The following is a 13,715-nucleotide window of genomic DNA, read 5'->3' on the forward strand; positions in this document are numbered from 1 at the left end:
ACAGTGTCTTTTTGAAGAAGTAAAATATATTTTTAATCTATACCATAATGTAGCTGAACAGGAAGTTGATATGTAATGTCAATGTTATCTCCATCAATTTTTCGTATGATTAAATCAACTAAGAGTTCCGCTAAATCATTTATTGGTTGCTTTATCGTTGTTAGGTTAGGATAGTAGTTTTCTATAAATTCAGTTCCATCAAAACCTACCACATTAAGTGATTTTTTTAAATTTGAGGCGAGATCTTTTACTAATATAGCTGTTAAATCATCTGTACAAAATACACCATCAAAATCGTTTTTTTCTAGTATTTTTTTGATCTCAACTTTTTTGCGAAGAAGAGTCCATTGAGAAGGAATTTTTATTATATGAGGCTTTAATTGATTTCTTTCTAGCTCAAGCAGATATCCATCACGCCTTAAATATGTAGGAGAATTGGTATTATCGTTCCCAGTAAATATGGCGATTTTTTTACTTCCAGAGTTAATCAAAGCTTTAGTAGCTAGGATTCCTCCCTCAAAATTATCAGAGCTAACAACAGTCGTTTCAGGGGTTAATAAACGGTCAAAAGCAACAATAGGTGCTTCAATTGCTATATAATCATGTGCTTTTAAATTATGACTCCCATAAATAATTCCATCAACTTGGTTAGAAAGTAATAAGGCAAGATAGTCTCGCTCTTTTTGTTCATCATGTTCTGTTGTTGCTAACATAGCTTTGTAACCTCGTTTGAAAAGAGCTTGCTCAATTTTTTCAATCAATTCTGCATAAAAAATATTTTTTATAGTTGGAAATACTAGCCCAATTAATTTTAAAGACTTTCCTTGCAAAGAACGTGCGGCTGCGTTTGGAATATAATGCAAGTCTTGCATTGCTTTTTCTACTTTTGATATTGTTGCGTCACTCAAATATCCTTTACGATTTATAACACGCGAAACTGTCGTTACACTAACCCCAGCTTTATTTGCAACATCTTCAAGTTTAATCACTTTTTTAGCTCCCATAATTTTATTTTTATCGGATTTTGACTTCTAATCGAATACTGATTCTTATTTGGAAATACACGACCTGATAATACTTTTTCACCATCATTTATAAAAATTTCAAAAATTGATTGATCAATAAATACATTCATTTTTTCTATTTTAACATGTGCCAAACGTTTTTCATAATTTCTTATAAGTGTAATAGTATTATTTTCTTTATCTATCTCAACTTTAAGTGCACTATCCCCTTTTTCATTTGTCATTAAAGATAGAAGTGTAGAGGTTTGCTGACGAAAATCGACCTCAAGTTCATAAGAGTTAGATGTAATAATGTTATTATCTGCTAGTAAGAGATCTTGTTCCTTTTGTCTTAATTCTTTCATTTTTTCAACTGGATATTGATACAATTTGTTGTCTTTTATTGAAAGCTTCTTAACCATGGACAAGACACCTTGAACATTGTATTTATCAGTGGGGTATGATGTCTCAGGTAAACCTAGCCATGAAATGGCATAAGCAGAGCCATCAGGTGCATTAAATGACTGCGTAGCATAACAGTCAAAACCTTCATCCAAATTAATTAGTTGTCCTGCATTTTTTAGCTGATTTTTTGAACCAGTAGTAAAGTCATCCGCAATAACATACATATTAGGATATATATTATCATATTTAACAATCGATTCATCTAGTCCTTGTGGACAAAAAACTAATACTGATCTACCATTGACAAATATAAGGTTCGGACATTCAATCATATAACCCATTTTTTCTTTTGAAAAATCTAAGTTTCCCAAATCTTTCCAATCAGTTAAATTATTTTCTATTGCTTTATAAAGTTTGATTATACCATTTTGTTGAGAGCTTTGAGCACCAATCAAGCAATAAATTTGTCCTTTAAATGAAAAAATTTGGGGATCTCGAAAATGGTCGGTTGTTTGAGAAAAATCAGGAAAAATTAGTGGTTCAGTGAATTTGACTAACTGATTATTTTTGTCAACTTTTGCTCCGAGTTGATATGGAGTTCTAACCCAATCTTTGCCTCTGTGATTACCCGTATATATTAAAAATAAGGAGTTTTCAAAAGCTAAAGCAGACCCAGAATAAGCTCCAGCATTATCATATTTTGTATCTGGATAAAGGACTAGCCCTGTTTTCTCAAAGTGGACGAGATCATCTGAGACTAGATGTACCCATGATTTTAAACCATGTACTGGCCCAAAAGGAAAGTGTTGGTAGAACAAATGCCATTTTTCATTGAAATAAGAGAATCCATTTGGATCATTAAGAAGTCCAGTTTCTGGTTCAATATGAAAATTTGATTTCCAAGGAGATTTTAGTGCCAGTTTGCGTAAACTCTCTAAATCATTTTCAGAATAACTATCGTAGGGACGATATCGTTGTTTGGTAGACCATTTCATTTTTTTTCCTCATTTACTAAATTATATATATTTATGATAAACGTTTTTTATAAAAAAATCAATATAAATAAGCACGGAAAAATAAAAAAATAAAAAAGTATGGCAAACGCTTGACATATATCAGAAAAATGATAAAATAACTTCTGTAAGCGAAATCATTTTATTTGAGGAGAAAATTATGAATCATAAGCAGGTAGCTGAACGCATTTTAAATGCAGTTGGGCGTGATAACATTCAAGGAGCTGCACATTGTGCGACACGACTACGTTTAGTCCTAAAAGATACTGGCGTTATTGATCAAGAGGCTCTAGATAATGACCCAGATCTTAAGGGGACTTTTGAAGCAGCTGGTCAATATCAAATTATTGTAGGGCCAGGTGATGTTAACACTGTATACGAAGAATTTATTAAACTTACAGGAATAAGTGAAGCATCAACTGCAGATCTCAAAGAGATTGCAGGAAGTCAAAAAAAACAAAATCCAGTAATGGTACTTGTAAAGCTGCTTTCTGATATTTTTGTTCCTTTGATACCAGCTCTTGTAGCTGGTGGTCTGTTAATGGCTCTTAATAATGCGCTAACAGCTGAACATCTTTTCGCGACGAAATCACTTGTTGAAATGTTTCCGATGTGGAAAGGATTTGCTGATATTGTTAATACTATGAGTGCCGCACCATTTACCTTTATGCCAATTTTAATAGGTTATTCTGCCACAAAAAGATTTGGCGGAAATCCATATTTAGGTGCTGTTGTAGGTATGATTATGGTGATGCCTGGACTTATTAATGGATATAATGTTGCTGAAGCAATCTCTAATCATACAATGACTTATTGGGATATTTTTGGTTTTAAAGTTGCCCAGGCTGGATATCAAGGACAAGTTCTTCCTGTAATTGGAGTGGCTTTTATCCTTGCTAAACTTGAGAGATTCTTTCATAAATACCTTAACGATGCTATAGACTTCACATTTACTCCGTTACTTTCAGTCATCATAACTGGATTTCTCACATTCACTATTGTGGGACCAGCACTTCGTTTTGTATCAAATGGCTTGACAGATGGTTTGGTTGGACTTTATAACACATTAGGGGCACTAGGAATGCTTGTGTTTGGAGGCTTCTACTCGGCAATAGTAGTAACTGGATTACATCAGAGTTTTCCGGCCATTGAAACAATGTTAATCACAAACTATCAACACAGTGGTATTGGTGGAGACTTTATTTTTCCAGTTGCGGCCTGCGCAAATATGGCTCAAGCTGGTGCAACTTTTGCAATTTTATTTGTTACTAAAAACATTAAGACAAAAGCTCTTGCAGCTCCAGCTGGTGTATCTGCTATTCTAGGTATTACAGAACCTGCGTTATTTGGGATTAATCTAAAACTAAAATATCCGTTCTTTATTGCTCTTGGGGCTTCAGCAATTGGTTCATTATTTATGGGATTATTCCATGTCCTTGCGGTTAGTCTGGGATCCGCAGGATTAATTGGCTTTATCTCTATTAAAGCTGGGTATAACTTACAATTTATGATTTCGATATTTATTAGCTTTCTTATTGCCTTTGTTGTTACCTCAATCTATGGTCGGCGGATGGAAGCTAAATCTATTACGAAAGAAAAAAATAAACAGAATGCAACAACTCAATACCAACCTGAGAAAGTTATTATCGATCCAGTTAAAAGTGGCGAACTCCTTGCTCCGATAAATGGATTTGTGATTCCTCTGTCTGATGTAAGTGACCCTGTTTTCTCAAAAGAAATTATGGGAAAAGGTATTGCAATCAAGCCTAAATCTGGAGAACTTTTCTCACCAGCCGACGGAGAAATTATTATTGCTTATGAAACAGGTCACGCTTATGGTATAAAAACAAAAAATGGAGGTGAAGTTCTTTTACATATTGGAATAGATACTGTTTCAATGAATGGTAATGGATTCATACAAAATGTTAAAGTTGGCCAGAAAGTAAAAGCAGGGGATTTACTAGGATCTTTTGATAAAGAAGAAATCAAGAAGAGTGGATTCGATGATACTGTAATTATTGTTATTACAAATTCAGCAAGTTACAATGAGATTTTGCCATTGAGTGAAAATGTTGATATCAAAGTTGGAGAAAAAATTCTATTATTGAACTAGAGGGAGCGAACTATGTCCGTATACTATGGATCAATTGAGGCTGGTGGTACAAAATTTGTACTTGCTATTGCAGATGAACATTTTAATATTATAAAAAAATTCAAATTTGCTACTACTACGCCACAAGAAACTATAAGTAAGACGATTAAATATTTTAAAGAAAACCGAGTTTCTGCCATTGGTTTAGGATCATTTGGGCCTATTGATCTAAACCTTTCAAGTAAAACGTATGGTTACATTACTTCGACGCCAAAAGTTGGTTGGAAAAATATAAATTTAGTTGGCCAATTAAAAGAAGCACTTGATATTCCAATATATTTTACTACTGATGTAAACGCCTCAGCCTATGGTGAAATGAAAAATACAGGAATAAAAAATCTTGTTTATTTAACAATCGGTACAGGTATTGGAGGGGGAGCAATTCAAAATGGATATTTTATTGGTGGCATTGGGCATTCGGAAATGGGGCACCAAAGAATAAATCGTCATAGAGATGATCTTACTTTTGAAGGAATCTGTCCCTTCCATGGTGATTGTCTTGAAGGAGTTGCGGCGGGTCCGAGTCTTGAAGCTAGAACAGGAATACTTGGGGAAAAAATTTCTTCAGATGATCCTATCTGGGATATCTTAAGCTATTATATTGCTCAAGCGGCTATTAATGCAACATTGACATTAGCTCCCGAGTGTATAATTTTGGGAGGTGGTGTAATGGAAAAACCAAATATGATATCACTTATACAAAAACAATTCATTTCTATGCTTAATAATTATATAGATCTGCCTTGTTCTGTAGAAAAGTATATTCGCTTACCAACTGTCAAAGAAAATGGTTCAGCAACGTTAGGAAATTTCTATTTAGCATATTCTTTATTTACAAAAGAATAATAATATAAAATCTATATATTTCAAGCATGTAGTTCAACAAAATATAATGGTAATTGTAAATATTAAGGCAATATTACAACTATAAAAAAGTTTCATTTCTTTGTTACCTTTTAACTTTTTGCAACATAATCGAAAGTTCTTTTAGTGATGCTAAATACCTAATAATTTAAGTATGAGAAAAGTAAATTTCTAGGTCTTACTTTGGAAGGCAGTATTTCACAAATTATGTATTATCTTATTTAGAATAAGAAAAGTTGAAATGCCCAAAATTATTTCAAATATGGGAATATTATTGAATGCCTGTGTAGCAATGTATTATAGAAACTAAAATAAAATTTAGTGGGCAAATAGTGGGCAGATTGTAAAATACTCAAAACAGGTCAAATATTTATGAGCTGTTTTTTTGTCTATATTAGTACATAAACTTCTATAAGATATAAGTGACAACAGAGTTAAAAAAACAAAGAAGCGATATATAAAATTTAAAAACAAAATCTAATTTTTGCAATCGACAAAAGAGGGGGAATTTGGTATAATTATGGGAAGAGGTATACTATGAAAATTAATGCTTTAGACTTATTTTGTGGAGTCGGAGGTTTGACTTACGGAGTTCAGCAGGCGGGAATAAACGTTGTTGCTGGATTTGATTTTGAAAAATCTTGTCAATTTGCATATGAAAAAAATAATGATGCTAAATTCGTACACAAAAATATAAAAGAATTATCGGATGATGAATTAATTTCCTACTATCCGAAAGATACAGATATAAAAGTTTTAATTGGTTGTGCTCCTTGTCAACCTTTTTCAGCTTACAGCCATAGGTATAAAGAAAGTAGCTCTCGTCAAGATAAGATGGATTTGTTAGATTATTTTGGTAAACAAATTACATTAGTAAAACCTGATATTGTATCAATGGAAAATGTTCCGCAACTAGCAAAGGAAAAAATTTTTGAGAGATTTTTATTGTTACTAAAAAAAGAAGGTTACAAGGTAGTGTGGAAAATAGCGTATGCCCCAGCTTACGGTATTCCTCAAAATAGAAAGAGACTTCTATTACTCGCATCAAAGTTGGGAGAAATTGAGTTTGAGGAAGAACTTTCAATAGAAAACTATCCCACAGTTCGTCAAGCAATTTCAAAATTACCTAAGATAAACGCGGGTGAAACTGATCCCAAAGACCCATTGCACAAGGCCAGAAAATTATCAGATTTAAATTTAAAAAGAATTAAAAGTTCTAAACCTGGAGGGACCTGGAGAGACTGGGATGAGGCACTTCTTCCAAATTGCTATAAGAAAAAAAGTGGTCAGAGTTTTAGTGCTGTTTATGGTAGATTAGATTGGGATAAGCCTTCGTCCACAATTACTACTCAATTTCCAGGGTATGGCAACGGAAGATTTGGACATCCAGAACAGGATAGAGCATTGAGTTTGAGAGAAGGAGCTATTTTACAGAGTTTTCCTAATGGCTATCAGTTTATTGAAAATGAAGATAAATATGTAATAAATAAAATAGCAATGCAAATAGGGAATGCGGTACCACCAAAATTAGGTGAAGTAGTTGGTAATAGCATAATGAAACATATTGAATTGATGGGGAGAGAAAAAAATTGACAATAGAAAATGGAACTGTTCAGTTTCAGGTAGCATTTGGAGCTGTAAAACACTTTGGAAGAAACTTATATACATCCAATCCACCAGCAATTGCTGAATTGATAGCTAATTCTTGGGACGCATATGCTACAAAATGTGAAGTCTTTTATGATTCGGCGGAGCATTCTATGATATTGTGTGATAATGGTATAGGTATGACAGATGATGAATTTACAAATCGTTATGCTATATCTGGGACTTCCAAAAATTACAATATAAGAATTCCCGAAAGTATGGAATCAAGACCTTATATGGGGAGAAAAGGGATTGGTAAGTTTTCAGTTTTTAGCTTGGGGGAGAAATATCAAATTTATACAAAGAGTGAAAATGAGGAGAAATGGAAACAAGCAGAATTAATTTATGGAGATTTGATGGTAAACTCTGCAATAGTTGATATAAAAATAAATTATCTTGATGATTTAAAAGATTTAGAATTAAAGTATCCTAATTGTGACTTGTCTCAAACACATGGAACAATTATTGTAATTCCAGAGATGAAAAGAAAATTTAATTCACGTACTCTCAATTCTCTTAAAAGTAGTCTATCAAGAAGATTTTCGGTTAATTTATCAGGAAAATATGATTTCTCATTGTGCTTGAATGGTGAACAAGTAGATTTAACAAGTCATTTTTATGATACAGCAGTAGAGTTTATTTATTATTTTGGTTACTCACTTGAAGAGATGAAAAATAGATTTTCCGAAATTCACGATGATGATTTCTTTAGAGAATACTCTGATAAGTATTTGGAAGAAAATGATGTAAAAGGATGGGTTGGGAGTGTTGGTAAAACATCTGATTTAACGATTGAAAATGAACTGAATTCGGTTGGGGTAATTGTTTATATAAATGGAAAGTTGGCAACTGATAATATTCTTCAAGTTTCACAGAACTCTACTATAGCAAACTTATATTTGGTAGGTGAAGTTGAAGCTGATTACCTTCAAGATGAAAATGAGGATCCAGTATTAAGTAGTAGAGAAGGATTGAATCGAGAGTTAGAGAATGTAAAACTATTGAATGATGCTTTGGATAAAGTAAGGAAAAGTTTAGTTTCAAGGTGGAGTGATCTTCGTTCAAAAAGAGAGGATGGAGAGCAAAGTTATTTAACAGATATTTTTTCAAATGAAAAATACTCATCTATGTATGAAGAATTGAAAACAGATGAAAAAATTAGATTTAAAAAATATATTCAAAGAATTTTTGATCGACCACAAAATAGTGAAGTAGGTTTAAAAAGTTTTTATGTTCCTTTTGTATTTTCTGTAATTAATAGTGAATCAATTCAAGAAATAACTGTCAAAGATGATGATGATACAGCAGAAATATTAAATAAGTTTGTACAATTATTTGAAAAAAGTGAAATAAATACAGCCTTACGCATTAAGGAAAATTTTCAGGATAGATTGAATGTTATTGAAGAACTTGAAAAAAATATAGAAGATAAAGCTAGAGAAAATATTTTTGAAGAAAACCTTTCTAAAAATCCGTGGCTTTTGAATGTTTTTTGGGATCTAAGAAATAATAAAATACTAACTCAAGAAACTTATAATACCATGATTAATGGGGAGATGGTGGCTGGAAGAACAGATATAATAATTGAAGCTGGTGATGAACCTTATCCTATAATTATTGAGATAAAACGTGAGACAAATACATCTTACTCAACTCCATCTGTTGATTCAATAAATGATCAAATTAGAAAATACCGTAAGATGATAAAGGATAAACTCTATTTACAGGATCCTATGAAGTATAAAGATGTGAATCTGTATGATATTAAATCCTACATGATTTTAGGAAGTGCAGCAGTTAACAAATTAAATAAAGATGATATAGATGTTTTGTCAATAAATAAAATAGAGATTTTGACATATGAGCAAATGATTACTTCAGCAAAGAATATTTATTCAAGAGAATTAATGGTTGATATTGTAGATTAAAGAGTTATAATTTTGTATTACTAAGCCCAAAATATGTGAATATTATTAGATGACTTTGTAACAGCACATTATATAAATAAGCATAAGATTAACTGGGAAGAATTTAAAATACATAAATCAACAAATTATTATTGAAAAAATAGCAACCTTATAAAATAAAGAGCCACTAAACTTTAGTGACTTTTTATTTTGCAAATTTAAGTGCTTAATATATTGTGTATTTTTTTAGTAATGCAAGAGGTCCCAATATAAGATAATAGTATTTTATATAATGTAATAAACTTATATCTGTTGTAAGAACAAGGATAAATTTATAAAAAAAGTTATAAAATAAATGGTTACTAAAAATTAATCGGTAGTGTAAAATATCTTGTGTAAACACACAAAAAGGAATAAATCCTGTATAGTAGAGTTACGACACTTCACTAGAAAGAGATTTATTCCCATGACTCAGTTTACCACAGAATTACTAAACTTCCTAGCACAAAAACAAGATATTGATGAATTTTTTCGCTCCTCTTTAGAAATAGCTATGAATGACCTCTTGCAGGTTGAACTATCAGCTTTTCTTGGTTATGAACCTTATGAAAAAGAAGGTTGCAACACAGGTAATAGCCGTAATGGGACTTATTCTCGTCAGTTTGAAACAAAGTATGGCTTAGTCAATTTAATCATTCCAAGAGATCGAAACGGGGAGTTTTCACCAGTTTTATTACCATCCTATGCTAGACGTGATGACCAGCTAGAAGAGATGGTGATCAAACTCTATCAGACTGGCGTTACGACACGCGAAATCAGTGACATTATTGAGCGCATGTATGGTCACCATTATAGTCCGACAACGGTTTCAAATATCACTAAAGTGACTCAAGAGAATGTCATTGCCTTTCATGAGCGGTCACTTCAAACGAACTACTCCATTTTATATCTAGACGGAACTTACCTATCCTTACGACGAGGAACAGTCAGTAAAGAATGTGTTCACATTGCGCTTGGAATCACTCCAGAAGGGTACAAATCAGTTCTTGGTTATGAGATTGCCCCTAATGAGAATAATGTCTCTTGGTCAGAACTTCTTGGGAAATTACAAAATCAAGGTCTTAAGCAAGTTTCTCTAGTTGTTACAGACGGCTTCAACGGTCTTGATCAAATCATCCAACAAGCCTATCCAATGGCAAAACAGCAGCGATGTCTGGTTCACATTGGTCGCAATATCTCCAGTAAGGTCAAGCAAGTAGATAGGGCACCTATTCTGAATCAGTTCAAGCAGATTTATCGTGCTAATAGCCCAGAAGAGGCTAGTAAATTATTAGAGCAATTTATCTCTGAGTGGAAACCTCGTTATAAAAAAGTTATGTCATCACTTGAAACGACAGATAATCTCCTGACCTTTTACCAATTTCCACATCACATTTGGCCCAGCATATATTCTACAAACTTGATTGAATCACTCAATAAAGAAATCAAGCGACAAAGCAAGAAGAGGGTGGTTTTTCCAAATGAAAATGCTTTAGAACGATGCCTTGTAAACATTTTTGATGACTATAATGCTAAGTTCGAATGTCGTATTCATAAAGGATTTGGCTCATGTTTTGATACACTTGATAGTTTATTTGACTAATATTCAAAAACTCTACTCTTGTGTTTACACAAAATTATTGACAGTACCAATTAATCAGTAACTTTTTATTTTGTAAAATTTTTTTGACATGATAAAAGGCAGCAAGCATTTTGTAAGGAGTCAAGGGGATTGTTTAGGTCGCTCTCAAAGTTAAATTCAGGTTCTATAAGCCTTTATAAACCTGTTTCATAGAAAACCTCTTAAATTGAAAAATAAAATGGGACAAATTTGGGGCAATTATGGTATAAAATCATAGCTACGATTTAATCTCATTGAATTTTTGAGTTTATAAAGTTAAGGAACTAAGCATATTATTTTGGAAGATTTGAACAAAAAAATAAACTAAAAAGTCATTAAGAATTGAATTAATGACTTTTTATTATGTTAAGTTTGTTTGATGCTTTTAAGCTATATGTTTTTCTCTTTATAAACTAATAATCAGTATTGAGCTTAACAAGGTGCTATACTTAATTCTATGAGATCACAGTCTCCGTTATGGAATAGAAACCAATTATGGTTTCTATTTTTTGATTACTATTGTAATTTAGAATTAAAGTGATATACTTAGCCTAGGGTGTGGTTTTGCGAAAGCACCACACCTCCATCATTAGCTACTCAAATGGGGTAGCTTTTTTTTAATAGTATGTAATTATAAACAAGAAATCAATTTGATAATAAGGGTAAGGAGCATCTAACGAATAAAAATAAAGAGAAAAAGGCGATTATAAGCTTACTGTTTTTTGGATTTGTAGTAAGTATATTAATTATATACCTAGTAATAGCTTTACTGATGTGAGAAAAAATGCTGTTCGGGTAAGGTAACACATTTGTAAAATAATTTACGAACCCTAATGTTAAATTGACTTTAACTGATATTAGTGTTATACTTGCGAAGCGGGATGGAGCAGTTAGGTAGCTCGTCGGGCTCATAACCCGAAGGTCATAGGTTCAAATCCTATTCCCGCAATATTTTAAGGGCTTTAGGGAGCCCTTATTTTTCTTATAAAAAACTCACCCTAAAGTGAAATTTTTTCGTTAAATAGGCGGAGCCTAGAATGGAAGTGAAAAATGAAAACAGGAGATAAAATTACATTATCTAATGGGGAACAAGCAATAGTCGTTTCTGGAGATATTAATCTCTATAAGTATGCACTAATTGTTGAATTAGAAAACCATGATGTCAGGGTGGTTGATAGAGAAACCTTGACACTTGCTAAAGCAAATCCTCATGAAAATCTGGGGAATCACAAGAAAATCAATAAGTTTTAAATAGACCAATTTGACTTTGGTAAGAATAGGTGTTACTATTAAGAGGTAGGTTTTGTCTCGAGTTTAAATGTTTTAGGAATGCACTTTTTCGCAAAATAGGATTTACAGATGATGCGAAAGGATGTATTATATGAATAAAGGAACAATAAATTGGTTTAACGCTGACAAAGGCTATGGTTTTATTATGGCAGATGATATGCAAGATGTGTTTGCTTATCTTTTATCTATTCAAGGAAATGATTTTAAAAAATACGATGAAGGTCAAAAGGTTACTTTTGATATCAAAATGACGTCTCGTGGTCGTTATGCTTCAAACGTACATAAAAGATAAATGAGTTAAAGCATGGGGTGTCCTTTGCTTTTTTATTTATTCCTATTGCAAAAACGAATTAAAATGTTATACTGAGTGAGGGAAAGATTAGTTGCTTTCCCTACAGTTCATAAAATCCATGTCACTACGATATGGATTTTATTAATGAGAGAGTAGTTTGACATTGAGTATAATTAGTGTTACTATGAAGAAGTAGATTTTGTCATGAGTAAAATGTTTTATAGATTCACTTTTCGCAAAATAAGATTTACAATTTTGTCGAAAGGAAATAAATATATTATGGCAAATGGAACAGTAAAATGGTTTAACGCTACTAAAGGATTTGGTTTTATTACCTCTGAAGATGGTCAAGATTTGTTCGCTCACTTCTCAGCAATCCAATCTGATGGATTCAAATCACTTGATGAAGGTCAAAAAGTTGAATTTGATGTTGAAGAAGGTCAACGTGGACCTCAAGCAGTTAATATCACAAAAGCATAATTATATCTGAAAATCGTGCAAAAACTGGAGTTATTACTTCAGTTTTTTTTATATCCAGTTGCAATTATGAGAGAGTATGATATACTTAGCCAGCAAGAGGAAACTCACACTTCCCGTGCATAAATTAGGGCCACTCTAATATAGAGTGGTTTTTTTAATGTTTATTAATTAAAATTAATATTTAAAAGATTTATATAAAAAACCACCTATCACAGCACATAATGATAAGCAGTTTTTGGTGGATGTTCATAGATTAAGAAGTTAATATTTAAAACATACAAATTAATAAACCATATAGGTAGTCTTAAGGTCAAAAATAGAGAGATGTGTTATAATGGAGTCCCTTAAACATAAGTGCCATCAAATTGATGTGCACCCCAATAGTTAGACTTTTATCCAAGTATTTATACTTGGATTTTTTTATTTATTTGATGAAACAAAATTGACAGGAGACATCGTTCGAGTTTTATAAAATATTTCGGTTATCTCCTGTACACTTCGTGGATTAGATTCTAAAATCCAAATTTTTATAATTGATATTGTTGAATTTAATAATAAGGCTCTACTATATTCGATTGGAAGTGTTAGCGTGAAATGATTATATTTTTTAATGAATTCATTAATAGATTGTTGAAATCGGTTATTGAATACCTCATCATCTATAAAAATTTTAAACAACGAGATGTTGTCATATATGTACTGGAAAATTTCTTTCATACCCTCACCCAATCCACAATCTATAAATTCATGGACTAATTTCTTATTGAACCCATTTAACAGATTATTTTCTATAGAAAGTATAAAATCGTTAAAATCGTCATAAGTGAGGTAAAAAGTCCCTCTATTAATTTTTGCAGTTTCAGCTAAGTCACTAATAGTAATTTCATCTAATGATTTACCTTGTGTTAACTTTATTAAGGCAAAAATAAGCCTATCTTTTGTTTTATTTTTCAAAAAATCACCATTTTTTCTTTTTTTGTTCATAGATATTCATCAACTAA

11 protein-coding genes and 1 tRNA gene are annotated in these 13,715 nt (G+C 31.9%); 9 read left to right on the forward strand and 3 right to left on the reverse strand.

Features of this window, described 5'->3' with window-relative positions:
- Positions 1-32 precede the first annotated feature (32 nt).
- Both QJV49_RS10950 and QJV49_RS10955 read right to left on the reverse strand, forming a co-directional pair.
- On the reverse strand, positions 33-1,004 hold the full coding sequence (locus tag QJV49_RS10950; RefSeq protein ID WP_225511625.1) for a LacI family DNA-binding transcriptional regulator: 972 nt from the start codon (positions 1,002-1,004) through the stop codon (positions 33-35).
- Positions 986-2,404 (reverse strand): sucrose-6-phosphate hydrolase, encoded by a 1,419-nt coding sequence (locus QJV49_RS10955; protein ID WP_029344970.1) that lies wholly within the window; start codon positions 2,402-2,404, stop codon positions 986-988. Before QJV49_RS10955 ends, QJV49_RS10950 begins: the two co-directional genes overlap by 19 nt.
- A gap of 178 nt (positions 2,405-2,582) precedes the next feature.
- Here QJV49_RS10955 and QJV49_RS10960 point away from each other — a divergent pair, with 178 nt between their 5' ends.
- The 9 genes from QJV49_RS10960 (at position 2,583) to QJV49_RS11000 (ending at position 12,714) form a co-directional block, all read left to right on the forward strand.
- Complete coding sequence (locus tag QJV49_RS10960) at positions 2,583-4,535, forward strand: sucrose-specific PTS transporter subunit IIBC (RefSeq protein ID WP_225511626.1); 1,953 nt, start codon at positions 2,583-2,585, stop codon at positions 4,533-4,535.
- 12 nt (positions 4,536-4,547) lie between these two features.
- Positions 4,548-5,420 (forward strand): fructokinase ScrK, encoded by an 873-nt coding sequence (gene scrK, locus QJV49_RS10965; protein ID WP_029344971.1) that lies wholly within the window; start codon positions 4,548-4,550, stop codon positions 5,418-5,420.
- Positions 5,421-5,975: 555 nt separating this feature from the next.
- Positions 5,976-7,031 carry a DNA cytosine methyltransferase gene (locus tag QJV49_RS10970; RefSeq protein ID WP_225511627.1) on the forward strand — a complete coding sequence of 352 codons (1,056 nt, stop codon included), beginning with the start codon at positions 5,976-5,978 and terminating at the stop codon, positions 7,029-7,031.
- Positions 7,028-9,013, forward strand: coding sequence for an ATP-binding protein (locus QJV49_RS10975; protein ID WP_181407333.1), 1,986 nt, complete (start codon positions 7,028-7,030; stop codon positions 9,011-9,013). Before QJV49_RS10970 ends, QJV49_RS10975 begins: the two co-directional genes overlap by 4 nt.
- Before the next feature lie 445 nt (positions 9,014-9,458).
- Entirely contained in the window at positions 9,459-10,634 is a 1,176-nt protein-coding gene (locus QJV49_RS10980) for an IS256 family transposase (RefSeq protein WP_225511628.1), read from the forward strand.
- 893 nt (positions 10,635-11,527) lie between these two features.
- A tRNA-Met gene (locus QJV49_RS10985) sits at positions 11,528-11,601 on the forward strand.
- Positions 11,602-11,702: 101 nt separating this feature from the next.
- Positions 11,703-11,903 carry a hypothetical protein gene (locus QJV49_RS10990; protein ID WP_014017423.1) on the forward strand — a complete coding sequence of 67 codons (201 nt, stop codon included), beginning with the start codon at positions 11,703-11,705 and terminating at the stop codon, positions 11,901-11,903.
- Between the two features lie 130 nt (positions 11,904-12,033).
- The gene (locus tag QJV49_RS10995; protein ID WP_003132324.1) at positions 12,034-12,234 is read left to right on the forward strand and encodes a cold-shock protein; all 201 of its coding nucleotides are present in this window, start codon (positions 12,034-12,036) and stop codon (positions 12,232-12,234) included.
- Between the two features lie 279 nt (positions 12,235-12,513).
- Positions 12,514-12,714 carry a cold-shock protein gene (locus QJV49_RS11000; RefSeq protein ID WP_011835124.1) on the forward strand — a complete coding sequence of 67 codons (201 nt, stop codon included), beginning with the start codon at positions 12,514-12,516 and terminating at the stop codon, positions 12,712-12,714.
- 420 nt (positions 12,715-13,134) lie between these two features.
- On the opposite strand, the gene QJV49_RS11005 is transcribed toward QJV49_RS11000, so the two are convergent.
- Positions 13,135-13,698 carry a TetR/AcrR family transcriptional regulator gene (locus QJV49_RS11005; protein ID WP_225511629.1) on the reverse strand — a complete coding sequence of 188 codons (564 nt, stop codon included), beginning with the start codon at positions 13,696-13,698 and terminating at the stop codon, positions 13,135-13,137.
- Positions 13,699-13,715: the final 17 nt, after the last annotated feature.

Source organism: Lactococcus sp. NH2-7C (genome assembly GCF_029953655.1).
GTDB classification, from domain to species: Bacteria; Bacillota; Bacilli; order Lactobacillales; family Streptococcaceae; genus Lactococcus; species Lactococcus lactis.